This window comes from Actinoplanes sp. NPDC049118 (genome assembly GCF_040648555.1).
In the GTDB taxonomy this organism is placed as follows: domain Bacteria; phylum Actinomycetota; class Actinomycetes; order Mycobacteriales; family Micromonosporaceae; genus Actinoplanes.
The window spans coordinates 68,855-93,476 of the sequence record NZ_JBEZDY010000025.1 but is presented as its reverse complement, the minus strand read 5'-3'; the positions used below and the strand labels follow the sequence as shown (position 1 = coordinate 93,476).

14 protein-coding genes are annotated in these 24,622 nt (G+C 72.8%); 5 read left to right on the top strand and 9 right to left on the bottom strand.

Translation table 11 applies throughout. The annotated features are described in order from the left end of the window. Nucleotides 1–8: 8 nt before the first annotated feature. The 3 genes from AB0B58_RS32320 to AB0B58_RS32310 all read right to left on the bottom strand — a co-directional run bounded on the left by AB0B58_RS32320 (nt 9) and on the right by AB0B58_RS32310 (nt 6,764). A complete protein-coding gene (locus AB0B58_RS32320) occupies nt 9–1,805 on the bottom strand; it encodes a gamma-glutamyltransferase family protein (RefSeq protein ID WP_360231455.1) in 1,797 nt (598 codons plus the stop codon). A 160-nt stretch (nt 1,806–1,965) separates the two neighbouring features. Beyond that, nucleotides 1,966–3,606: an alpha/beta hydrolase gene (locus tag AB0B58_RS32315; protein WP_360231354.1), complete on the bottom strand. Its 1,641-nt coding sequence runs from the start codon at nt 3,604–3,606 to the stop codon at nt 1,966–1,968. A gap of 101 nt (nt 3,607–3,707) precedes the next feature. After that, nucleotides 3,708–6,764, bottom strand: coding sequence for a M14 family zinc carboxypeptidase (locus AB0B58_RS32310; RefSeq protein WP_360231351.1), 3,057 nt, complete (start codon nt 6,762–6,764; stop codon nt 3,708–3,710). Nucleotides 6,765–6,968: 204 nt separating this feature from the next. Between AB0B58_RS32310 and AB0B58_RS32305 the strand changes: the two genes are divergently transcribed. Continuing rightward, complete coding sequence (locus AB0B58_RS32305) at nt 6,969–8,045, top strand: PQQ-dependent sugar dehydrogenase (protein WP_360231348.1); 1,077 nt, start codon at nt 6,969–6,971, stop codon at nt 8,043–8,045. Nucleotides 8,046–8,115: 70 nt separating this feature from the next. Here the strand turns inward: AB0B58_RS32305 and AB0B58_RS32300 are convergent, their stop codons facing one another. Beyond that, nucleotides 8,116–8,367, bottom strand: a complete 252-nt coding sequence (locus AB0B58_RS32300) for a hypothetical protein (protein WP_360231345.1) — start codon at nt 8,365–8,367, stop codon at nt 8,116–8,118. Between the two features lie 406 nt (nt 8,368–8,773). Further along, nucleotides 8,774–9,430, bottom strand: coding sequence for an HAD family phosphatase (locus tag AB0B58_RS32295; RefSeq protein ID WP_360231342.1), 657 nt, complete (start codon nt 9,428–9,430; stop codon nt 8,774–8,776). Nucleotides 9,431–9,816: 386 nt separating this feature from the next. Between AB0B58_RS32295 and AB0B58_RS32290 the strand changes: the two genes are divergently transcribed. Then, a complete protein-coding gene (locus AB0B58_RS32290) occupies nt 9,817–10,875 on the top strand; it encodes a glycosyltransferase family 2 protein (protein ID WP_360231339.1) in 1,059 nt (352 codons plus the stop codon). Nucleotides 10,876–11,034: 159 nt separating this feature from the next. Here the strand turns inward: AB0B58_RS32290 and AB0B58_RS32285 are convergent, their stop codons facing one another. Genes AB0B58_RS32285 through AB0B58_RS32275 form a run of 3 tightly spaced genes read right to left on the bottom strand, consistent with a single transcriptional unit; the run spans nt 11,035 to nt 17,959 of the window. Next, complete coding sequence (locus AB0B58_RS32285) at nt 11,035–13,608, bottom strand: CHAT domain-containing protein (RefSeq protein ID WP_360231336.1); 2,574 nt, start codon at nt 13,606–13,608, stop codon at nt 11,035–11,037. A gap of 32 nt (nt 13,609–13,640) precedes the next feature. Continuing rightward, nucleotides 13,641–15,053, bottom strand: coding sequence for a hypothetical protein (locus tag AB0B58_RS32280; RefSeq protein WP_360231333.1), 1,413 nt, complete (start codon nt 15,051–15,053; stop codon nt 13,641–13,643). Beyond that, a complete protein-coding gene (locus AB0B58_RS32275) occupies nt 15,050–17,959 on the bottom strand; it encodes a CHAT domain-containing protein (RefSeq protein ID WP_360231330.1) in 2,910 nt (969 codons plus the stop codon). The genes AB0B58_RS32280 and AB0B58_RS32275 overlap by 4 nt, the downstream gene beginning before the upstream one ends. A gap of 234 nt (nt 17,960–18,193) precedes the next feature. Here AB0B58_RS32275 and AB0B58_RS32270 point away from each other — a divergent pair, with 234 nt between their 5' ends. From AB0B58_RS32270 to AB0B58_RS32260, 3 genes are read left to right on the top strand one after another with little or no spacing between them, the layout of a single operon-like run. Continuing rightward, complete coding sequence (locus tag AB0B58_RS32270; protein WP_360231327.1) at nt 18,194–18,970, top strand: electron transfer flavoprotein subunit beta/FixA family protein; 777 nt, start codon at nt 18,194–18,196, stop codon at nt 18,968–18,970. A 26-nt stretch (nt 18,971–18,996) separates the two neighbouring features. Then, nucleotides 18,997–19,971 (top strand): electron transfer flavoprotein subunit alpha/FixB family protein, encoded by a 975-nt coding sequence (locus tag AB0B58_RS32265; RefSeq protein ID WP_360231324.1) that lies wholly within the window; start codon nt 18,997–18,999, stop codon nt 19,969–19,971. 49 nt (nt 19,972–20,020) lie between these two features. Then, nucleotides 20,021–22,126, top strand: coding sequence for a heterodisulfide reductase-related iron-sulfur binding cluster (locus tag AB0B58_RS32260; RefSeq protein WP_360231452.1), 2,106 nt, complete (start codon nt 20,021–20,023; stop codon nt 22,124–22,126). Nucleotides 22,127–22,164: 38 nt separating this feature from the next. On the opposite strand, the gene AB0B58_RS32255 is transcribed toward AB0B58_RS32260, so the two are convergent. After that, a complete protein-coding gene (locus AB0B58_RS32255; RefSeq protein ID WP_360231321.1) occupies nt 22,165–24,477 on the bottom strand; it encodes an isoamylase in 2,313 nt (770 codons plus the stop codon). Nucleotides 24,478–24,622: the final 145 nt, after the last annotated feature.

The following is a 24,622-nucleotide window of genomic DNA, read 5'->3' as shown; positions in this document are numbered from 1 at the left end:
GGGCCCGCTCACCGCAGGGGCCGGACCACCCCCGCCGCCCCGCCGCCGCGTCGTGCCGGCTCGGCGCTGGCGATCATCGAACCGCCCGGCCGGAACTCGATCGCGGTGGCCGCGCCCAGCTCCGCGACGTCCGGCCCGAAGCTGTGGCCGAGCTCGGTCAGCCCCGGACCGTACCGGGCGTGGAAGGCGGGCTCGGACTGGATGCCGGCGGAGTTGCGCTGCGAGGCCCGCGGGGCGGCCATCGCCTGCGGCAGCGTCATGCCCAGGTCGATCCGGTTGATCAGCACCTGCAGCACGGTGGTGATGATCGTGGCGCCGCCGGGCGAGCCGAGCGCGAGGAACGGCCGGCCGTCCTTGAGCACGATCGTCGGCGACATCGAACTCCGCGGCCGCTTGCCGGGGCCGGGCAGGTTCGGATCGGGCGCGGTGCCCTGCGTACCGGTGAAGTTGAAGTCGGTCAGCTCGTTGTTGAGCAGGAAGCCGCGGCCGGGCACGACCATCGCGTTGCCGCCGGTCTGCTCGATGGTCAGCGTGTACTCGACGACGTTGCCCCAGCGGTCGGCGACGGTGAGGTTGGTCGTGCTCTGGCCATCCTCGACCGGGCCGCCGACGGCGACCGGCGTGCACCCGGAGGCGTGGATGTCACCGGGCGGCACCGGCTTGGTGAGCGCGTGCGCGGGATCGATCTGGCAGGCGCGCTGCGCCGCCCACCCGTCACTGATCAGCTTGTTCAGGGTGGACCGCGGTGTGTAGGCGCCGACGTAACGGTTGCGGTCGGCGAACGAGAGCGCGGTCGCCTCGGCGTAGCGGTGCAGGGCCTGGATCGTCGGGACCCTGGAGAGATCGGTCCCCTCGAGGATGTTGAGCGCCTCGCCGACCGCGGTGCCGCCGCTGGACGGCGTCGACATGCCGTAGACCTCCAGCCCGCGATAGCCGGACCGGGTCGGCGCCGGGAACCGCAGCCGGTACCCGGCCAGGTCGGAGAGCCGCAGGTCGCCGGGGCGGATCGGGTAGGCCCAGGTGCCGGCCGGATCGTCGGAGACCGGCGGGCGCCGCACCGTCCGGACCAGGTCGGCGCCGACCGGGCCGGAGTAGAAGACGTCGGTGCCGCGCGCGGCGATCAGCCGGTAGGTGTCGGCCAGGTCGGGATTGCGCTGCGTCGAGCCCACCGCGGGAGGGGCGCCACCGGGCAGATAGAGCTCGCTCGTGGCATCGAACTGCCCGAAGGCGGCGGCGTTGTCGGCGATCTGCTGCCGGAAGGTGGCATCGACGGCGAAGCCCCGGTCGGCGACCCTGGCGGCGGGCGCGAGCAGGCTGCCCAGCGACCGGGTGCCCCACCTGTCGGCGGCCGCCTCCCAGGTGGCGAGGGTGCCCGGGGTGCCGACGGACAGGCCGCTGACCCGGGCCTCCTGGAAGTCGTACGGCAGCCCGTCCGCGGGGTCGACGAAGATGTCCTCGGTCATCGTCGCCGGGCCGGACTCCCGGCCGTCGATGGTGTGCACCCGCCGCTGCCCGGCGTCGTAGTAGACGAAGAATCCGCCGCCACCGATGCCGGCGGAGAACGGCTCGGTGACCCCGAGCGTCGCCGCGGCGGCCACGGCGGCGTCGACCGCGTTGCCGCCGCGCCGCAGGACATCGAGCCCGACCGCGGTCGCGATCGGGTCGACGGTCGAGACGGCGCCGCCGTACCCGACGGCGGTGGGGTCCCGCGGCGGCGCGCCGCCGTGCGCGGACGCCGCGGCGGGCACGAGCGCGGCGGTGGTAAGGGTGAGCGTGGCCGCCATGGCCAGCGCGGACGGGCGCATCATGCCTCCGAGCGATGAGACAGTGGACAGACCTCTCCTGCCTACCGGCACGCGGTGCGGCGCACAACCCGGGGCGCGCTCTTCACCAAGGGTGAGCATTGAGCCTTTTCCAACGTGGCCGGCGCGCCAGGTCCCGGCTGCGGTCAACGGCTCGGATGCCTCAGGCACGAGGCCGGGTCGAAAATCGGCCATTGTCGTGAATGGACGCCGAGAACGGGAACGGCTCGGCCAGCACGACGCCGCCGACCCCGGCCGGCTTCGGCTCCAGCCCCGGGCAGCTCGCCCCGGCGGCGGCCGGCCGGAGCTCGATCAGGTAGCGATCCACGGCCGCGTTCACGCAGTCGTTGCGGCCGTACACGACGTGGCCCCAGCCCTCGTAGGTCAGCAGCGACGCCCGTGGGCCGAGCTGGGCGGCGACGTTGCGGGCCCAGGCGTACGGGGTGGCCGGGTCGTGCCGGGCGTTGACCACCAGCACCGGGCCGGTGCGGGCGGCGGCCAGCGGGGCCTGCGGGTTGTCGGTGCCCCGGGTCCAGCCCAGGCAGGTGTTGACCGAGGAGAGCGTCTGCGGGGAGAACTGCATCTGCGGCGCCCTGGCGGCAGCCCGGTCCAGGTTGGCCCGCAGGTCCGCGTACCCGGTGACGGGCACGACCCAGTCGTTGCAGAACGCGGCCGGGTAGCTGTGCTCGCTGACGTCGACGTCCGGAGCCAGCCGGCCGACCATGCCCGGGCCCAGATCCAGGTCGAGGTCCATGCCCAGGTCGAGGTCCATGCCCAGGTCCAGGCCCAATGCCAGGCCGAGGTCCAGGCCCATGGCCAGGTCAAGGCCCGCGGCCGCGTCCCTCAGATAATTGCCGAGGGAGTGCCACTGCGGCTCGTACAGGGACTCGACGGCGACCTTGACCAGCTCGTAGACGGTCAGCCGGTCCGTGCGCACGTACGGATCCCGTAGCCTGCCGCCGCGGGCGGCGGCGAGCAGCCCGTTCCAGAGCCCGCGCACGTCACGCCCGTGCACCGCGCACTCGAGGCTGCGACCGCACCACCTGACGAACTGTTCGAACGCGTCCTGCGCGGCGGCGGCACCGTCGCCGAGGAAGTCGCCCACGTCGATGCTGTGGTCCACGACGCTGTCCAGGACCAGGGCGCGGATCCGGTGCGGATAGCGGGCGGCGTACTGCTCGCCCAGCAGGGTGCCGTACGACGCGCCGTAGAAGCTGATCTTCTCCTCGTCGAGCGCGGCCCGCAGCGCCTCCAGGTCCCGCGCGACGCTGAGCGTGTCGACGTGGCCGTACAGCGGGCCGGTGCGCTCGGCGCAGTCGTCGGCGAGCCGGCGGTTGTAGGCGACGGCCGCCTCGTACTCCCGCGCGCCGTCGACGGTGATCGGCGGCGCCGCGGCCAGCAGGGCGGTGGAGCAGACGATCGGGTTGCTGCGGGAGACGCCGCGCGGGTCGAAGCCCACGATGTCGAACCGGCGGAGCAGCTCCGGGCTGAGGAAGGAGGTGCTGCCGAGTGCAAAGTCGACGCCCGAGCCGCCGGGACCGCCCGGGTTGATCACCAGCATGCCGATCCGGCTCCCCGGGTCGGTGGCCGGCCGGCGGGCGATCGCGATCTTGATGGCCGGCCCGTATGGCTTCCGCCAGTCGACCGGAACCCCGAGCGAGGCGCATTGGGCGGTCTCGTCGTCGGCGCATGCCGTCCATTTCGGCGCCGCGTCCCGCTCCGCGCGGGCCGGGGTCGCGATCAAGGTCGACGCCGCCAGGACAGTCAGGAACGAGGCCAGAATCGGCCGTGTGGTCGCTCGCACCGGTGTCTCCGCCCTGCACGGCAGGCGCGCCGCGCGCCTCCTGTTTAGAGGAAAGCGCGCGGCGCGGTCTGCACATATGGGCGTTTTACGTCCGAAAGTGATTACACCTTCAGGTGTCGCAGCACCCTGCGGACCAGGTCGGCCCGGTCCGCCTCGGGCAGCCCCTCCAGGCCGAAGCCCAGGTAGACGCTGTCCCGGGTGGCCGTGGCCGCGCCCGAGTCGAAGGCGAGCTGGCTGCGCGCCCAGTCGGTGCTGTTGACGCCGGAGCCCGCCGGCGGCCCGGCGACGGTCCAGCCGCCGAGGTCGGCCTCGAACGAGGTCTGCTGCGCCACGACGCCGTCGGTCTCGATCTGGACCGCGTCCAGGAAGACGCCCAGACCCTGGGTGCCCCAGTCGGACATGTAGGAGATCGAGAGCTCCACCTGCTTGCCCGCGTACGCGGACAGGTCGGCGTCGAACTGCTTCCAACCTGCGCTGGAGCCGGTCGCCGCGTTCCAGGTGCCGGTGGTGCCGGTCGCGCTGCAGTCGGCGCCCTGGTAGTGGGCCAGGAACGGGTGGATGGTGGCGATGCCGGACTGGCAGCTGTCGCCGGTCTCGGTCGAGGTCAGCCCGCCCGCGTCCGGCAGCGTCGTCCAGTCGTCCGTGCCAACGACGTGCGCCTCGACGAAGAGGAAGTCCCAGTTCGCCTCGGTGTCGAAGGACGTCTGGAACTTCAGGTGCGCGGCGCTCGCCGACGTGAGGTCGACGGTCTTCGTGAGCCGCTTGTAGGAGACGTCCGCCTGACCGCTCCACAGGTACCAGTCACCGTCGTACGGGTCGTACGGCGCGGCGCCGGGCAGCTGCCAGTCGAGCGGGGCCGAGCTGGTGAACTGCGGGAACTCGGAGCGAGGCAGGAAGCTCGAGGTGGACAGGAAGGCGGCGGTGTGGTCGCCGGCCGGCGTGGCCGAGAAGCCGGTGAAGGCCCCCGAGGTGCCGGTCAGCGGGTTCGGCGTGCCGTCCGGGCTGGTGCCGCCGTCGTCGACGTACGAGTACGCGCCGAGCCAGTACTGCTCGAAGTCGTTCGCGATCGGCAGACACGTCGGGTCGGTCGCGTTGGTGCACTCCCCCGGGCCGTTCGGCTGGTACACGTACGCGCCGTTGGCGCCCTGCGCGAAGCCCGCGTACTTGCCGGCGAGCAGCAGCTTGCCGCCCTCGTTCAGGTAGTCGCGGACGGCGAGCTCGGTCTCCAGGGCGGAGCGGGCGATCGTGCCGCCCGGCTGGCCGGGCGCGCGCGGGATGATGTCGTCGCCGGTCTCCCAGACCACGGCGTCGTAGTGCGACAGCACGCCCAGCGGGTGCGGCGCCTTGCGGCCGTTGGTGTCCATGTCGTAGACGTCGGCCTTGCGGCCGGCGCTCCTGATGGCCGCGACGTGCTCGTCGGCGTACCGGGCGCTGGTCGCGCCGTCGGTGTTCGGCGGCGAAACACCGGTGACGTCCTCGGCGGCGAGCACCAGCACGTCGCCGCCGATCTGGTCGGCGACGGTGTAGGTGAAGGCGGCCGACTTCACGGTCTCCCGGCCCTTGCGGGCGGTGAACCAGACCTGCACCTTGTCCTTCGCCCGGGCCTTGGGCACCGTGCCGCGCCGCTCGGCGAACCACTTGTCGAGGTCGTCGCCGTACCGCTCGCCGTCGTTCCACTCCCGGGTGCCGGCGGTGCGTTCGCGGCCGCCGTTGACCTGGTAGTGCAGGGTGACGTCGCGCAGGCTGCGCCGGGCGGTCACGGCCACCTGCTGGCGCGAGCCGTACGAGGTGTCGAACGCGTCGACGGTCAGGTCGGCGGTGCTGCGGCCGACGACCGACACCGGGTTGTCCGGGCTCTGCGCCGACTTGCCGACCGAGAGGGCGAACGGCAGGTTCTTGAGGAACTCCTCCTGGACCAGCTTCTCGTCGTCCGGGAAGTTGAAGCCGCTCTCGCAGTCCGCCGCGTTCCACTGGTCGTCCGGGTACAGGTTCGAGATGGTCTGGCAGGTGCTCATCTCGGGCGTGAAACCGATCGATCCGGTACGCACCTGTGCGTGGAAGTCCGTGTCGCCGTTGGTGGTGTACAGCTCCGCCGAGATGTCCGGGTCGTAGCCGGCGACCGCCGGGTGCGCGTCGTCGCCGGCCAGGGCGATCGCGATCTGGTCGTCCGGACTCGGCGTGCTGACCTGCCAGCCGATGCCGTAGAGCAGCAGCTCGGCGGCCGAGTGGTAGTTGATGAGGAACTCGAAGCCGACCCGCTTGAACAGGGCGTCGAGCGCCTTCGTCTCGGGTTCGGAGTTCGCCTTCGGGCCGCGGTAGGTCTCGCTCGCCGGGTCGGGCGACGAACCCTCGTTGTCGTAACCCCACTTCTCCGCGAAGTTGCGGTTGAGGTCGACGCCGTCGCCAGCGGTGATCTCACCGTCGCCGTTGTTGTCGCGCAGGTTCTTGCGCCACAGCCGGTGGCCCTCGGTGAAGGTGAAGTCGTAGCCGTCCGGGTTGACCACCGGCAGGAACCACAGCTCGGTGCCGTTGAGCAGCCGGGTCAGCTCCGGGTCCGTGCCGTAGCTGTCGATGACGTGGTGCATCAGGCGCCGGTTCATCTCGGGAGTGATCCACTCCCGGGCGTGCTGGCCGCCGAGGTAGAGCACCGCGGGACGCCGGCCGTCGGGGACCACGCGGGCGTCGCGCGTCACCTTCACGGCCTGGATCGGTACGCCGCGCACCGTCCGGCCGATCGTGACCAGCTTGGCCAGGCGCGGGTTGCGGGCGGCCGTGGCGGCGAGTTCGTCGCGGATGCCGCCGGGGGCGTTGTACTGCCGGAAGACCGTCGGCGCGGCGGCGGCCTGCCGGCGCATCGCCGTCGTGGGCCGCTTCCGGGTCAGCGGCACGCCCGCGGAGACGAGCCGGTCGGCCTGGCGCGTGCCCAGGATGGTCTCGACGGCGACCTTGCCTTCGGCGGCGGCGGTCACCGCGCTTTCGGCGTGGTCGATGCCGACCGCGCGCAGGCGTTCGAGCTGTGCTGCGTCGAGGGTGCCGACGTAGACCGCGAGGGTGTCCTCCGGTGCCGCGGCGGCCGCCGGCGCGATTCCGGACAGGACCGTGGCGGCCGCTGTCGCTATCGATAATGCGCAGGCGGTAACCCAACGAGTTCGGGTCATGGTTTGGAGCCTCCATGGGTGGGAAGGTCGTCCGTGGACCCTCCCGGCCACCCCGAGACGCTGTCAAGGATGCAAATCAGTCAATCGGTGTAGAGTTGATAACAGTCCGCATCCGTTCAGGTTTCTTTCAGGACCGCGGTGCACGGTGAACCAATGTCAACCGCCGTTCGGACGAATGCACCCTGGGGAATTGGGTTGGCCGTGATGGGCGCCGCCCTGCTGACCGCCTGCTCGAGCGGCGATCCGGCCACATCCCGGCCCACGGCCGCAGCGCCGGCGGCCGCGCCGGTGGCGTCGGCTTCGGCACGCTCCGTGAGCGGCGGCGTGCCGGACCTGAGCGCCCCCGAGACCGTGGCGACCGGCCTGGACGTGCCGTGGGGGCTGGCGTTCCTGCCCGACGGCAGCGCGCTGGTCGCCGAGCGGGACCGGGGACGGGTGCTGCGGGTGGCGCCGGGCGGCGGTGCGCCGGAGCAGGTCTTCGAGGTGCCGGGCGTCGCCGCGGCCGGCGAGGGCGGCCTGCTCGGCCTCGCGGTGGCCGAGGACTACGCCGAGACCGGATGGGTGTACGCCTACCACACGGCCGCGGACGACAACCGCATCGTGCGTTTCAAGCTCGGCGGCGGGGACCCGGAAGTGATCTTCGACGGGATCGACAAGGCCGGTATCCACAATGGTGGCCGGATCGCCTTCGGCCCGGACGGGATGCTCTACGCGGGCACGGGCGACGCGGGCGACGGCACCGCCTCCCAGGACGCCGGCGACAGCAACGGCAAGATCCTGCGGATCACCCCGGAGGGCCGGCCCGCGCCGGGCAACCCGACGCCGGGCTCGCCGGTCTGGAGCCTCGGGCACCGCAACGTGCAGGGCCTCGCCTGGGCCGCGGACGGCACGATGTACGGCATCGAGTTCGGCCAGAACCGGTTCGACGAGGTCAACGTGATCAAGCCCGGCCGGAACTACGGCTGGCCCGAGGTGGAGGGGAAGGGCGGCGGAGCGAGGTACGCCGACCCGATCGTCACGTGGAGCACCGACGTGGCCTCCCCGTCCGGGGCGGCGATCGCCGGCGACACCCTGTACGCCGCCGCGCTGCGGGGACAGCGGCTCTGGACCGTGCCGCTCGACGGCGGCGAGCCGAGGGCCGAGTTCTCCGGACGGTACGGGCGGCTACGAACCGTAGCCGTCGCGCCGGACGGCGCACTCTGGCTCACCACGTCGAACACGGACCGCGGTAGGGACGTACAGGATGGCGACGACAGAATTCTCCGGTTCCCCGCCCGGTGACCTTCCGGGCCGGGAACCACCGGCTCGGCCCCGCCCGCGAGGTGTCACGGGCGGGGCCGGCTCGGGGGGATCAAGCCTGGTCGTTGGGGGGCAGCAGCGGCAATTGGCTGATTACCGCGGCGTACTGGGCGATCTGCCTCCAGTTCGGCACGACGCCGACGCTGCGAAGCTGTTCTTGGATGGCCTGGGCAACCGCATCCTCGGACTGACCGCGATGCGTCTGCATGACCCTGTTGACCGCAAAGTCAACACGAAGCTGCATCTGCCAGCCAGCGGGCCGCTGACCGGCGCTGGCGAGGCTTACAGAGGCGACGGGTTCCATGCATTGAGTATCGGAAGCAGATGATCAGAATCGGAAGGTTCCGGCATCCGGTGCAACCAGCTTGCACCCGGGCCGAACCTCACTCTCCATCGAACGGACGACCGGCGCGGCCGCTTTCAGTCCTCGGCGGACGCCTCCCGGCCGACATCTTCCGCCGATCTCACTTTCCGTCCTGGTGACCCTACCGGGCGTAACAATAGCCAGATCGGGAAGAAAACACCAAGGGCCAGCATCGCAAGCCCCATCCAGAGGTTGATCCGGACCCCCTGCGCCTTGTCGATCTCAGCGCTGCCGTCGAAGACCCCCACCAGTCGGCGGCGAGCGGCACCTCGCCCGAGAAGAGGGCCTCGATGCAGTTCATGATGTTGCTGTAGCCGGCCGCACCCGCCGGGGCCCGGATCGGCGCTCAGCGCAGCCTCTCGACCGCTTCGACCGTCAGCTCGTCCAGGCCGTCGATGACCAGGCTCGCCAGCGCCAGCGCGTCCTCGGCGGGCGGGTAGACCGCGTGCGGCACGGCGATGACCGCGAGCCCCGCCGCACCGGCCGCACGCAGGCCGTTGCTGGAGTCCTCGACGGCCGCGCAGACGTCCGGGCTCAGCCCGAGGCGTTCGACCGCGGCCAGGTACACATCCGGCGCGGGCTTGCCGCGCGGAACCTCCTCGGTGGACAGCGTCACCTGGAACGTGTCGGTGAGCCCGGCCGTCTCGAGGACCTGGTCGATGAGGAGCCGCGCGGACGAACTGGCCAGGGCCACCGGGAAGTGCCCGGCGATGCGCCGCACCGCCTCGACCGAGCCCGGGATCAGCGGCAGGGCCTCGCGGTAGCGTCCGGCCATCCGGTCGAGCACGTCCGCGGCGACCTCCCGCGGGCTCCGGGGAACGCCCACGTCCACGCTGAGGTGGGCGGACCACTCGGGCGTGCTCATGCCCATCATCCGGCTCTGGCTGTCGGGCAGGAACCGCCGGCCGTGCTCGGCGACGTAGCCGCGGCGCACCTCCTCCCAGACCTCCTCGGTGTCGATGATGACGCCGTCCAGGTCGAAGACCACCGCGCGCACCGTCACGGCGCCTCGATCGCGGGCGGGGCGAGATCGGTCGTGTGCAGGCCCGGTTCCACTCAGCGGTCTCCTCTCGATCGGCGGGCGCCCGGCAAGGCGGCCCGCAAGAACCCTAGTGCCGCACAGGGCGGCGAATTCATTACGTTACGGATCTTCAGCGACCGGAAATGCCCCGGTATCCCCGCGCAGAAATTACTCTCGGTAACTTCGGCACCGTCCACATTGTGGACCACTAAACCGGTTAAGACGCACAGGACCTGCAAATACCTTCCTGACCGGTCGGTCCATCCCGGTCACCGTTCCGCCTAGTTGACTCACCGTAGTCGATTGGTAAGTTGATGACCGGTCCCCCGATTCCCCGCAGACCCCGCACCCGCCGAGGAGCCACCGCCATGCCTCCCGCGCCGCGCCATCCGGCGACAGACCACGACCGGTGGTCCTCCCCCTCCGTGACCGTGGTGATCCCCGCCCTCAACGAGGAGCACAACCTGCCCCTCATCCTGGAGAACCTGCCCCCGGTCGACGAGGTCGTCGTGGTCGACGGCCGCTCGCACGACGACACCGTCGCGGTCGCCCGGGAGGTGCGTCCCGACGTGGTCGTGATCCGGCAGACCCGCTCCGGCAAGGGCAACGCGCTCGTCTGCGGCTTCGCCGCGAGCACCGGCGACATCGTCGTCACCCTCAACGCCGACGGCTCCGCCGACCCCGGCGAGATCCCCCGCTTCGTCGACGCCCTGCTCTCCGGTGCCGAGGCGGCACACGGCTCCCGCTTCCGCCCCGGCGGCGACCACCGCGACGGCGGCGCGCTCCAGCGCCTCGGTCACTTCGCGCTGAGTCGCGCGGTGAACCTCTTCTTCGGCACCCGCTTCACGGACCTCACCTGCGGCTACGACGCCTACTGGCGCGAGCTGATACCGGCGCTCGAACTGCCGGCTCCCGACGTGCGCGGCCCCCGCCGCGGCCTCGCCTGGGGCGAGGGACCGGAGATCGACACCCTGACCACGATCCGGATGGCGGCGCAGGGGCTACGGGTGGTGGAGGTGGCCACCGTCGGCTACCCGCGGATACACGGCGACCGGCCGCGCCGGCTGCTCCCGGCCGCGCTGCGCGCGCTGCGCACCGCCGCCTCGGAGTACGTGCGCCGGTGGCGGATCGGCCACCGGTCGGCACCGCGCCACCACGAGACGCACCGCTACGAGGACGCGCCGCGACGCGAGCGTACGGCGCCGCGCTACGAGGCGCCGGAACCCCGCCCGGCCGCCCGCGACGACGAGCACACCGGGCGCCACGCCGCCCGCCACTCCGTGCCGCCGCCCGCCCGGGACCGCGGCGGCCGGCGCGGCGCCGGCCGGCCCGATCTCACCGTCATCCGGGGCGAGGGCCGCGACGAGCGCTGGGACGGCCCGCCACACCTGCGCGCCGTGCCCGGCGAGAACTACGGCGACCGCTAGGGGTGTCTCGCGGATCACGGCGGCCTGCGCCGGGCCCAGCTTCCGCCTCGCGGCGCGGGCTGGAAGGCCGAATACAACACCGGTATTCGACCTTCCACCCCGCTTGCGACGCGAAACCTGGACCTCGGCTCGGCGACGCCGTGATCCGCGAGACACCCCCTAGGCGGCCCGCATGTCGAGGTGCGGCGGGGCGTAGGCGGTGTAGATGAGGCCCAGCGGGTTTCCCCGGGACAGCAGCGCCAGGCGGGCCGTGCGCATCGCCTCCCCGAGCGGGCGCCGGTGCAGGACGAACTCGGTGAGCACCTGCTCCGCGAAGGCCGCCGCCAGCCGCTCGTAGGTGATGATCTCGGTGCCCACGATCCCGGAGGCGCCGGCCCACCGGACCAGCGCGTCGATGAAGTTGGACGCGTGCTCCGGCTGGGTGGCGATCGACCGGCAGGCGTTGAGGAACACCAGCGGCCGGCTGTTGGGCCAGCTGACCCGCGAGGCCAGGTCGGTGGCCGCGATCAGGTCCCGGCCGGCCGCGTCGAAGTGCAGCATCGGCATGCCGTAGGAGAAGTCGCCGTGGCAGTAGAAGTACACCAGGTGCGGCTCCGGGTCGCGCCGGCGCAGGTCGCCGAGGAGGTTGACCGCGTCGGTGCGGACCTTGAGCGCGCCGTCGCCCAGCCGGCTCACCCATTCGGGGTGGTCGCGGCCGAAGTCGCCGGCCCGGCCGACGGCGCAGCGCGGCCGGCCCGAGTAGGTGATGGTCAGCTCGCGGAGCGGCACGTCGCGGCTGGCGTCGGCGCCGCCGGTCTGGCCGATCGACTGCGGCGAGCCGAGCTCGTGGCGGAAGCCCCAGAACCCGCTGGGGCAGATCACCTCCTCGACGCCGTCGTTGGGGCAGTCACCGCGGAAACACTCCACGGTGGTCAGGCCGGTGTGCGCGGCCAGTGCCGCCTGGAAGGCGTCGCAGATCCGCAGGGGTCCCCGCAATGCCAGCGGGCGGTCGTAGATCATCGTGGCGGGGACGAGGACCTGGAGGTCCGCGGTGTTGGCCAGCTCGATGACCCGGGGCCGCCGCAGCCAGGTCGACAGCCGCCAGAGCGGGATGTGCTCGTAGCCCGGCGGGCCGGCCTCGGACAGCAGGTGGGACCGGCCGGTGCGCCGGAACGTCTCGGCGATGCGGCTGCCGAGCTCCACCCAGGCGTCGCTGCCGCGCCGGGCGATGAGCTCCAGGTCGCGGCGGAACTTCTCCGGCGGTACGGGGGGAGCGCCCGGGTAGTCGTCGTAGTGGAACTCGCCCGGCTCCGGCAGCCTGCTGTTCGAGTACGACGCCGTCCGCAGCGCGGCCCGGCAGCGTTCGACCTGCTGCGCCAGGGCCTGTGAGGACATCCCGATGGAGGCCACCTCAGCGCCCTGTGCGATCACCAGCCCGGTCTGGCCGCCGGTCGGCTCCCGGTCGTCGACCATGATGGAGAGGTCGATCGGCTTCATCGCGCCAAGGGCGCCCGGGTCGAGCGCCTGGCCGGAGAGGTAGTCCACGGTGGTCTCGACGGCCCAGGCCTGTTCCCGCTCGGCGGGGCCGACCATCGCCGACAGCGTCCGGGACTGCAGGAGCCGGCCCTTGTGGTGCAGGCTGCAGCGCAGGCGGTGCCGACCGGGCGCGGCCGGGGTACGGATCGGGAAGAACAGGCGCCGGCCGGACGGCGCCGAGCCGTCCGGCTGGCGGGCCACCAGCACTTCGCCGCCGGCGCCGACCACCAGCTCGCCGGTCTCCTGGCCGGGCCGGACGGCGAGTTCGTCCGGCAGGGTGGAGAGGGTGACCTGCAGCCGGGCACCGGCGGTGGCCTCGTCCGGCAGCCGGAACTCGGCGGGGTCGCGCTCGGCCGAGTCGGGGTCCGGCGTGTCGCTGATCTCGAACCAGAACAGGTAGTCCGCGCCGGTGCGCAGGCCGCGGCCGACCGGACGGGCGCGGCGCTCGACCGGGTCGGCGAGCCCGTTGTTCACCCAGAGCGCGGGCCGCCGCGCGGGCTCCTCGCCGAGCGGCTCGGTCAGGCTGCCCGGCCGCAGGTCCGGTCCGGCGCTCTCGTTCGAACCGCGATCCGTGCGGTAGAGCAGGGCGGACAGCATCCGCCGGCACAGGGCGCGCAGGTCGGCGTCCGGCACGTTCCGCGCGGCGCGGTCGAGGCCGGCGACGGCGGGGTGGGACAGGTCCAGTTCCGCGGCGGCCGAACCGGCGGGGGCGTCGCGGCCCAGCAGCGCCGTCAGGTGGGACCGCCAGAAGTCGCCCGCGTGCCGGGCGACGAGGCGCCCGGCCCGGCCGCGCTGGCTGCCGAGGTAAGGCGCCAGGTGGGCGACCAGCAGGGCGGCGTACCAGTCCTGTCCGGCCAGGAGCGTCCGTTCGAGTCCGGACAGGGCGGAGCGGCGGAGGTCGGCGTGCCACTGCTCCGCCGCCTCCGGCAGGAGCCAGGCGGCCTCCTCCTCGGTGAGTTCGCCGGGGTCGCGGTCGCCGAGCCGGGGCGGGGGCGGCGCGACCGGACGGTCCAGCCCCCGGGTCCGCGCGATCTCGTCCACCGCGGCCCGGACGACCGGCCAGCCCTCGGGCGGTTCGAGCCGCCCGTACCGCGCCACCGCCCGCAGCACCAGGTCCCAGTCGGCCGGGGCGGCGTGGCGGGCCAGCCAGCCGACCAGGGACGGCTCGGGCGCACCGGGACGGCCGGTGAGCAGCCTGGACAGCTCGGCGACGGTCATCGTGACTCCTTCGGACGCTGCTGCGGGCGGTCTCAGCGCGCGGGCCGGGCGAGATCCCGCAGGAAGTCCTTCGCCAGGTGCTCGCCCGAGGAGATCGACCGGTCCAGCTCGTCCGGACCGAGCGGCCCGAGCCGCTGGTTCTGCACGTACCCGCCGGCGTCGTCGGTGGCCAGGCGCAGCTCGATGTCGTCGGCGTCGACGATGTCGGGCAGCATGTCGGTCAGCAGCCGCAGGTGCGCGGCCCAGGCCGTCCGCAGGCGGCTGTCGCTGCGGGCCGGCGCCCCGAGGATCTGGTGCAGCTGCCGGGTGGACGCCCGCCACACCGGGAGCCGGTCCTCGTCCGCCTGCAGCTCCCAGTACGCCCGGAACACCGTGGCGAGCGAGTTCCGCGGGACATGCGGCAGCACGGACGCGGCGGACAGCAGGCCGCCCATCCGGTCGGCCACCCGTTCCGCGTCCTCGGCGGCGTCGCCGTCGCGGCGGAGCCGGTCCCGGACGATGCCGAGGGCGAGTGCGTTGACGTGCTTCAGCTCGTCGCGCCCGTCGGTGCGCGGCGTCGACGACATGTAGTCGAACTGCGCGTACGCCGAGTCGGCCATCACGGCGTTGTAGAGCGTGTCCTGGAACTCCTGCAGCTGCTGGCGCGCGAACAGCGCGGGGTCGTCCGGGTCGGTGGCGGCGACGAAGTCGTGCACCCAGGCCCGGCGGACCCCCTCGACCCCGGCCTCGGCCACCCGCTCCCGCACGCCGCTCAGGACCGCGTCGGCGAGCTCCGCCGGGCAGCCGTGCGACGCCGCGATGGCGCGGTACCGGGCGCCGTCGCCGTCCGCCACCGCGAGCACGTGCTCGACGTAGCCCTGCTCCGGGATCTGCGGAATCCGGGCCTCCCGGTCGGCGCCCGGCAGGTCGAAGAACGAGTCCAGCCGCATCACGGTCTCGAAGCGCCGGCCCAGTGCGGGGTCGATCTCCACCAGCCAACCGGGGACGTCGCGGGCGGCGGCGCCGTTCTCGATGCGTTCCAGCAGGCCGGCGAGCTCGTCGCGTGCCGTCGTGTCCTCGTTGATCCGGCTCCAGGCGGAGAGCCGGAACAGGCCCGTGCCGTACCGGTCCCGGGTGCGCCTGAACTGATCGATGCAGGCACTCAGGAAGGTGGGCTGCCGGAACCGGTGCAGCACGAACGGCCGGGCGGCGGACAGCTCCTCGCGGGCGCCCGGATCCTCGGTCGCGGCGAGCACCTCGGCGCGGGTGCCGAGCACCACGTCGGCCAGCTCCAGGAAGGTGCGGGAGTCCAGGCCGTACGTGTTGTTTACCGACAGCGACCGCCCGAGCAGCAGGCTGACCACCGCCTCGATCTGGCCCTGGGTGAGGTTGGGGTGCTGCGCGGAGTCGTCGGCGGTGCACCGGGTCGAGTCGAACGACTCGTGGAAGGTGAGGTGTTCGGTCACTTTTCCCCTTCTCCTCGGAAGATCACGCCGGACGAGCCGGCACGCAGGTAGAGCACCGGGACGGCCGCGGCGCCCGGCTGTCCGGTGAGGACGTACTGGCGCAGGGCGGCGGCGAACGCCCGGTCCACCGGCTCGCCCCGCAGCACGGCCGTGGTCAGACCCTCCACGAGGGGTACGACAGTTCGGTTGTATACCTTCGTGCGCATCCCGACCACCGCGTCGACTCCCCGGGTGACCAGCAGCCGGGCGAGCGTCGCGGAGGAGCACCCGACGAGCACCACGAACCGGGCGCCCTTGGCGGCCAGGGTGTCCGCGACCTCGTCGTTGGCGTGCAGTACGCCGTCGAGCCGCACGCCGTCGGGCCGGGCGTGCGCCCACAGGTGCACCACGTCGGCGCCGGCGTCGTCGGGGTAGCGGACCGGTGCGCCGCGGACGAGCCGGATCGTGGTGGAGCGGGTGCGCCGCCGGATCTCCTCGTATGCCGCGTCGACCGGATCGAGGGCCCGGTCGCCGTCGCGCATCACCAGCAGGCTCGGCGCCGCCGGGGCCGGCCGGGGCGGCGCCTCGTGCGGCACCACGCGTACCACGGTGGTCGGTGGCTCGGCGAACCACGGCAGCGGCGCCCACCGGCGGTGCAGCAGCTCCCACGGCAGGTCCGCGATGTCCGCGCCGGCGAGCCAGGCCGGTGTCGCCGCGGTGAGCTCAAGGTCGAGCCGGACCGGACGCTCGGGGTCGTCGCCGCGGGCCCGGTCCACCTCGGGGCCGAGGCCTCCGGACCACAGGGCGTCGCCCAGGATCCCGGCGAGGTCGGCCGCCTCGGACTGGGCGCGCAGCGTCTCGTCGCCGGACCGCTCGTACAGCTCGCGCAGCACCGCCGGGTCGAGCCGGACCGGGTCGCCGTCGCCCACCCGGACCACGCACCCGCGGTCGTCCGCGCCGACCGTCAGCCGCACCCGGCCGTCGCCCGTGCCGGGGCCGGGCCGGCGCAGGTCGTAGCCGGTGCGCCGGACCCCGTCTGCGGCCACGAGGTGGTCGCCGTGCGCCGCCACCCATTGCGACGCGGCCAGCGTGGCGGCGACGACGACGGAGCCGTCCGGGCCGGGTCCGATCACCGCGGTGCCCCGCTCGTAGGCGCCGGCGAACTCGCCGGAGCTCAGCGGCACCAGCTGGCGGGGAAGGGCGGCCAGGCGCAGCCGCCGGCGCGGCCCGGGCCATTCGCGGATCTCCGGCTCGCCCGGGTCCCGCCGCAGGGTCAGCGCGCCGCCGGGAACGGCGGCGATCAGGTCGTCGGCACCCGCACTGACGTCCGTGACCCGGTCGCCGGCGAGGATCCGCAGGTTGCCCGCCACGTCCTGTACCACAAGCGTGCCGTCCGGTGCGGCGCGGACATCCGCGACGATCGCGTTCATCCGCGTCACCCGGCCCCGCCTGGCGAAGTAGACGTCGCTCTCGCCGGCGTACACCACGCTTCCGCGCCAGGCGGCGACGGCGTTGCACAGGCCGGGCGCCAGCCGCCGCGGCTCCGCGCCCGGCACCCATTCGTACGCGCCGCTGTTGCTGGCGACCAGCCAGCCCCGGCCGTGCGCGACGATCCGGTTGACGCCCATGGGCGCGGTCGCCTCGTCCCTCGCCGGCGTGGTGCCGTCCCCGCGGTGGACGATCAACCGGCCGTCCGCGGTGCCGACCGCCGCACCGCCGGGATCGTCGTCGTGTACGCCGACCGCGGTGACCGGGTCGTCCACCAGCGCCGGGTCGTCGCTGCCGGAGAGCGCGAGATCCCACTGCACCAGATGATCGCGATGCGCCGTGACCAGCGACGACCGTCCGGTGAAGACCATGACGTCGGTGCGCTCCTCGGCGCCGAGCAGGTCGGGAACGGTACCGGGCCGGGGCGGGCCGATCGCGATCCGGTGGCCTCGCCCGCCGGAGGCCAGCCGCCCGTCCATGGACCAGGCGAGCAGGCGTACGCCGTCGTGTGCCCAGACCCGCTCGTCGTCGACCCGGATCGTCCGCTGACCCGCCAGCACGTGTGCGAGCCGCTCGCCGCGGTCGTCCCAGGCGGCGACCGAGACGGGCCCGTCCAGCGGGGCCTGCGGAATCCACCGCATCCGGTCGTCGAGCGCCGCGACCGAGCCGTCCTCCCACACCACCGCCGCGACGCCGGCCCGCAGGGTCACGGCGACCACCCGGCCGGTGCCGTGGCCCTCCATCGGGGCCGCCCAGCCGGCGCCGGGCCGCCACCGGTAGACCCGCCCGTCCTCGGCGCCGCAGCACACCGACCCGCCGGCGACGGCGACGGCGACCAGGTGTGCGCGCCGCTCCGGTGAGGACGGTCCGCCGGGCCAGTCCGCCGTGGTCAGGGCGCCGTGCTCGCCGACGGCCACCACCCGGGTGCCGTCCGAGGCCAGGGCGAGCACCTGGACGTCGCCGGGCATGGTGGCCAGCTTCCGGATCTCACCGTCGACCGTCCAGGAGGCGACCGCTCCCCGCGCGGTGCCGAAGACCGCGTTCTCCCCGTGCCGGGCGACGGCGGTGACGTCGCCCGCCGGTGAGCGCCGGTCCCGGCGCTCGCGCCCGTCGCGCGACCGGGAGGACCAGCGGGTCCGCAGGTAGGGCCGGCCGGTCGCCTCCAGCCAGGCCACGGCCCACCGTTCGACGGCCGGCATCCGCCACTCGATGGCGATGTCCAGCACGAGCTGGGCGCGCAGCAGATGCTCGGGGAGCCGTTCGAAGAGGATCTTCGAGTCGGCGTCGGCGAGCCGGCCGCCGGCGTACCGCAGCACGGTGGCGAGGTCCCGCCGGTCGGGGAGGTCCTGTTCGGCCTCGAGCTGCCGGAGCAGGGCCTCGACGTCGATGTCCGGCGTCCGACCGAGCCAGGGTGCCGGCAACGCACGCGGTGTGTCCATCGTCCTCCTGAGACCGGGGCGCGTGGCGGCTGCGCTACTCGTGCAGGTGCTCAGTGTGTTGAGTGTGGACGACGATCGCCACCGGGTATTCCGGCGTCGCCGCCCGGCCGGACGGAGGACCGCCGGGGAAGGACGGATCCCGCCGGACGGTCGGCGGAAAATCTATGTTGATCAATGTTTGGCCGGTACGCTCTCGGCAGCGTCGTGCTCTTGAGCGGGCGGAGGCTGGTCCTGATGAGAGTCGTGGTCCTGGTCAAACATGTGCCCTGCGCGCTGCGGGGCATGGGCTTCGGTGCTGACCACACCCTGGACCGCGCCGCTCGGCGCGGTCAGCTCAACGAGCCCGACGAATACGCGGTCGACCAGGCGCTGCAGATCGCGCTACGGCGGCGCGACGTGCAGATCACCGCGGTGACGATGGGTCCGGCCGAGGCCGTCGGGGCGCTGCGCAAGGCGCTGATCCTCGGCGCCGACGAGGCGGTGCACGTCCTCGACGACCGGTTGCACGGCAGCGACGCGCTCGGCACCGCGCGGGTGCTCGCCGCCGCCGTGGGCCGGCTCGGGTTCGACCTCGTGCTGTCCGGGTCCGCGTCGTCGGACTCCGGCATGTCGGCGGTGCCGGCCATGGTCGCGGAGCTGCTCGGGGTGCCGGTGCTCTGCTTCGCCGACCTCCTGCGGGTCCGGGAGCACAAGGTCGAGATCGGGCGCGACGACGGCGCGGGCCTGCAGGCGTTCGCCGTCGCGCTGCCGGCCGTGGTCTCGGTCACCGAGCGTTGCGGCGAGCCCCGGCGGCCCACGTTGGCGGCGACTCTCGACGCACACCACAAGCTGCTCCGGACCTGGTCGCTGGCCGACCTCGGCCTCGCCGACGGCGACGCCGGTGTCGCCACCACCGTCGTGCGCACCGTCACCGCACGGCCGGGCGGCGCGGAACACGTGGTGCTGGCCGACGCACCCGAGGTCGCGGCCATCCGGGTGGCGGACTTCCTGGCGGCCCACCAGTTCCTGTAGGCGTTTCACAACCCGTGAGGAGGGCCATGAGACCGGTGCTGGTGCTCGCGGACCACACCGCGACCGACCGGAGCGTGTGCCGCTCCACCTGCGCGCTGCTGACCCTGGCCCGCCGGCTCGGCCCGCCGATGGCGGTCCTGTGCACGCCGGCGGACGCGGCCGGTGTCGCGCGGCTGGGCCGGTTCGGCGCCACCACGGTCGCGACCAGCTCCCGCACCGAGCTCGACGAGCATCCCGCCGCGGCCCGCGTCGAGCTGCTGGCTCACCTCGCGCGCCGGACGGCACCCGTGGCCGTCCTCGTCGCCTCACACCGGCTCGGCCAGGAGGTCGCCGCCCGGCTGGCCGCCCGCCTGGGCTCCGGCCTCGTCAGCGACGCCGTCGACGTCCGACTGGACGCCGGCGGGCCGGTCGCCGTCCAGTCGGCGCTGCTCGGCGCATACCGCGTGGAGTCCAGCGTGACCCGCGGCACGCCGGTGTTCACCGTGCGCACCGATGCCGTCGCGCCGGTGGCCGCGCCGGTGGAGCCGGTCGTCGAGCGGGTCGACATCGGTTTCCCGCCCGGCGTTCGCGCCGTGCGCCGGATCGCGCGCCGGCCGGCCGGCGCCGGGCTCCACCCGGACCTGGCCACGGCGGCCATCGTCGTCGCCGGTGGCCGCGGCCTGGGCTCGCAGCGGTCGTTCGGACTGGTCGGCGCGCTCGCCGAGGCGCTGCGCGGCACCGTCGGCGGGTCGCACACCGCGACCGAGCTCGGCTGGTGCGACCGGCGCGACCAGATCGACCAGCTGGGCACGATCATCCATCCCCGCCTGTACCTGGCGCTCGGCATCTCCGGTTCGGTACGCCACCGGGCCGCCATGCAGCACGCGGAGACGATCGTGGCGATCGACCGGAACCCGACCGCACCCATCTTCGACCTCGCCGACCTCGGCGTGGTCGGCGACGTGCACCGGGTGGTGCCCGAGTTGCTCGCCGAGATCAGAAGACGCAGGGCCACCCGATGATCAGCCACGGCGAGGAGACGATGTGACGCTACGACTGGTGCTCGGGCTCATGCTGACCGCGGTCGCGTTCGGGCTGGCCGGGCGGCGGATCCTCGCCCTGGCCCGGCTTGCCCGCAGCGGGCAGCCGGCGGAGCCAGAGCGCACCGGGGACCTGGGCACCCGCCTGGTGGCGATCGTGACCGAGGTGCTCGGCCAGCGGAAGCTGCTGAAGTGGAGCGGGCCCGGCCTCGCGCACTTCGCGGTGTTCTGGGGTTTCCTCATCCTCGGCGCGACGATCGTGGAGGGCTACGGCGCGCTGTTCGACCCGGACTTCCACATCCCGATCATCGGCACGCAGGCCTGGTTGGGCTTCCTCGAGGACCTCAGCATCGTGGCGGTGCTCGTCGCACTCGTCGCCTTCGCGGCGATCCGCCTGCTCCACAGCCCGCGGCGCGATGGCCGCCGGTCCCGGTTCTTCGGCTCACACCTCGGCGCGGCCTGGCTCGTGCTTTTCATGATCTTCAACGTGATGTGGACGCTGCTGCTCTGCCGCGGCGCGCAGATCAACACCGGCAACTTCCCCTTCGAGTACGGCGCGTTCGCCTCGGAGGCGGTCGCGCGGCTGCTGGAGCCGGCCGGGGAGGCCGCCAACGAGGTACTGGAGACGGTCGGCCTGCTCGCCTCGCTCGGCGTCGTGCTCGCCTTCCTCGTCCTCGTCGTGTACTCCAAGCACCTGCACATCGGGCTCGCGCCGCTCAACGTGCTGTTCTCCCGTCGTCCCCGGGGGCTGGGCGCGCTGCTGCCGGTGCACTCGGGCGGCGCGCCGGTGGACTTCGAGGACCCGGACGAGGACGACAAGATCGGCCGGGGCGCGATCGAGGACTTCACCTGGAAGGGCATGCTGGACTTCGGGTCCTGTACCGAGTGCGGCCGGTGCCAGTCGCAGTGCCCGGCCTGGCACACCGACAAGCCGCTCAACCCCAAGCTGGTCATCATGAGCCTGCGCGACCACGCCCTGGCGAAGGCACCGTACCTGCTCGCCTCGTCGGACGAGCAGCGCGACAAGCTGCCCCGGGACGTTCTCGCGGAGGCGGGCCGTCCCCTCGTCGGGACGGCGGAGGCCGGCGGCGTCATCGACCCCGACGTGCTGTGGTCCTGTGTGACCTGCGGCGCGTGCGTCGAGCAGTGCCCCGTCGACATCGAGCACGTCGACCACATCGTCGACATGCGGCGCTACCAGGTGCTCATCGAGTCGCAGTTCCCGAAGGAGGCCAACGTCCTGCTGCGCAACCTCGAGCGGGCCGGCGACCCGTGGGGCCGCGGCGCGAAGGCGCGGCTGGAGTGGACGGCCGGGCTGCCGTTCGAGGTACGCGTCTTCGGCGCCGCCGGCGAGGAGCGGTTGCCGGACGACGTGGAGTACCTCTTCTGGGTCGGCTGCGCGGGGGCGCTGGACGAGAACGCCAAGCGCACCACCCGCGCGGTCGCGCAGCTGTTGCACGAGGCCGAGGTCGAGTTCATGGTGCTCGGCAGCGGCGAGACGTGCACGGGCGACGCCGCCCGCCGCATGGGCCAGGAGATGCTGTTCCAGGAGCTGGCGCGGCAGAACGTCGAGACGTTCAATGCCGTCGGGGCGCGAAAGATCGTGGTGACCTGCGCGCACTGCTTCAACGCGATCGGCAACGAGTACCCACAGCTCGGCGGCGACTACGAGGTCGTGCACCACACCCAGCTGCTCTCCCGGCTGGTGGCCGACGGCCGGCTGCGCCCGGCGCACGACGTCGACACCGCGGTCACGTACCACGACCCCTGCTACCTCGGGCGGCACAACCGCGTCTTCGAGCCGCCGCGGGAACTGCTGGGCAGCGTGCCCGGCCTGCGGTTCACCGAGATGGAACGCAGCCGGGAGACGTCGTTCTGCTGCGGTGCGGGCGGCGCCCGGATGTGGATGGAGGAGCCGATCGGCACCCGCATCAACGAGACCCGCACCGACCAGGCACTGGAGACCGGGGCGAGCGTGGTGGCCGCGGCGTGCCCGTTCTGCATCAGCATGCTCACCGACGGCGTCGCCACCCGCAAGCAGCAGGGCAAGGCGGCGGAGGAGGTACGGGTCACCGACGTGTCCGAGCTGCTGCTGCGGTCGGTGCGTGGCGAGGCGCCGCCCGCAACGCCGGAGTGAGCCGGGAAGGGGAGCGCACCCCTTCCCGGCGTCGATGTCTACTTGGCGACGAGCAGGAGCAGGCCCCGTGCGCGCAGCCCGTACGTGGCGGAGGCGCCGCCGATGAGGGTTTCGCCGCCGGGGGTGGCCACCTGGCCGGGCCCCTCCGCCCACGTGGAGGTGTCGGTGACCCGGTACCACTGCCGGCCGGCGGGCGGTGCCGGCAGGGTGAAGGTGACATCCGAGGACCAGCCGTTGTAGGCGACGTAGATCCCCGGCGCGGGGTCGCCGAACTCGCTGCCGTCGATGCGCCAGGCCAGCGCGTGGTTGTTCGCGTCGGCCCAGTACGCGGCGTCCGGTGTCGTGCCCGCCGGGGTGAACCAGACGAGCTGGCCGAGCCCGTTTCCGTTGGTGTCGGCGGCGGTGTAGAAGTTCACCGGGCGCAGGGCGGGGTGCGCCTTGCGGAACGCGAGCAGCCGGCTGGTGAAGGTGGCGAAGTTCGCCTGGTCGGTGCCGGGCGCCCAGCCGAGCCAGTTGGCGCTCGAGTCGAGGTTGTACGGGTTGTTGTTGCACTTGACGCCGCGCAGGTGCTCGTCGCCGCCGGTCATCATCGGCGTGCCGGCCGACAGCATGAGCAAAGCCTGGCCGTTGCGGGCGGCCTTGCGCTGGTCGGCGGCGACCCCGCCCTGGTCCCACGAGATGTTGTCGTCGGAGCCGCCGTCGGACGGCCCGTACGGCCAGGGCTGGTCGTTGTTCTTGGCGTTGCAGGAGTAGAGGTCCTTCAGGGTGAACCCGTCGTGTGCGACGACGAAGTTGACCGAGTTCCACGGCCGCCGGCCGTCGTCGCCGTACAGGTCGGACGAGCCGGCGAAGCGGTTGGCGAGGTCGCCCGGGGTGACCGCGTCGACGCCCAGCTTGTTCTGGTCGCGGCGCACGGTGTCGCGGTAGATGCCGTTCCACTCCGACCACCCGGCCGGGAAGTTGCCGACCTGGTAGCTGTTGCCGCCGATGGCCCACGGTTCGGCGATCCAGTCGACGCCGGAACCGCCGCCGGCCGGCCGGGCGGGCATCTCGGCGACGAGGCGGTTGAGGGCGGTGCCGCCGTTGGTGCGGTTGTAGTTGAAGCATCCGTGCTGGCAGGTATTGCCGAGGATGGACGCCAGGTCGAACCGGAACCCGTCGACGCCGAGCGTGTTCTTCCAGTAGGCGACGGAGTCGACGATGAGGTTCTGCGCGACCGGGTTGGCGGTGTTGTAGTTGCCGCCGACGCCGGTGTTGTCCCAGGGGCTCTGCCGGTCGGCGGTCAGCGAGTAGTAGGTGGGGTTGTCCAGGCCGCGCCACGAGAACAGGTTGTAGGTGTTCTTGTCGCCCTGTGGCCCCTCCTCGGCGGTGTGGTTGTACACGACGTCGACGAGGACCTTGATACCGGCGTCGTGGTACGCCTTCACCATGGCCTGGAACTCGGCGGTCGGCCCGCCGGGTGACTTGTCGTAGGCGTAGCGGCGGTCGGGGGCGAAGTAGTTGAGGGTCATGTAACCCCAGTAGTTGTCGCCGGCGGTGCTCGTGGGGTCGACGTCGTGGGTGTCGTTCTGTGTCTCCTGAACCGGCAGGAACTCCACCGCGGTCACCCCCAGCGACGCGAGGTAGACCGCCTTGAGCCCGGCGCCGCGGTAGGTGCCCCGGTACGCCGCCGCGATCGTGGTGTCGTTCCTGGTCAGACCGCGCAGGTGCACCTCGTACACGATGTCGTCCTTGAACGCCCGGGTGGGTTTGGTGCCGGATCCGCCGGTCGCCGGGGTCAGGACGATGCCCTTGGGCGCGAACGTGCCGGTGTCGATCGCGCGGTTGGCGCCGGAGCGGTAGCCGCTCATGTCAGGCCGGGCCGGGGTACGCGGGTCGTGGCTGATCTCCCTCGCGTACGGGTCGATCAGGAGCTTGTTGGGGTTGAACCGGTTGCCGGCGGAGTCGACGTCGGAGCGGAATCCGGCCGTCGAGCCCTTCGTCCAGGCACCGTCGTAGGGCCAGTTCGGGCCCCAGGCGCGGTATCCGTAGTAGACCGTTCCGGTGATGCCGTGCGCGGCGAGGTCGGCCACGCTGATCGTCGCGGCGAAGGTGTCGCTGTTCTCGGTCAGCACGTAGCTGGCCTTCTCCTGCGCGCCGGTTGCGGCGCTGTAGAGGTAGGCCGCGATCCGGGTGGCCGCCGCCGAGTGGACCCGGAAGGTGATGGTGCCGGCGGCGGCGTTGTGGCGCGCGCCAAGGGACTGTGCGTCGATCGCGGCTCGGGCCGGCGGTGCGGTGACGACGCCGGCGGACAGGACCGCGGTCGTACCGACGAGCATCGTGACGGCCATCAGGCGCAAGCGGGGATGCATTGCGAAGACCTCCTCGTGGGGGACGGGTTGATACGAGGAAGCCGGCGGGTGGGCCCATCTGCCGGCCGCGAGCGGTGCAAGACCTTGCAATGTTTCCAAGAAGCTACCATCAAGAGTCGTGAATGTTAACGGGCAATAAGGCTCA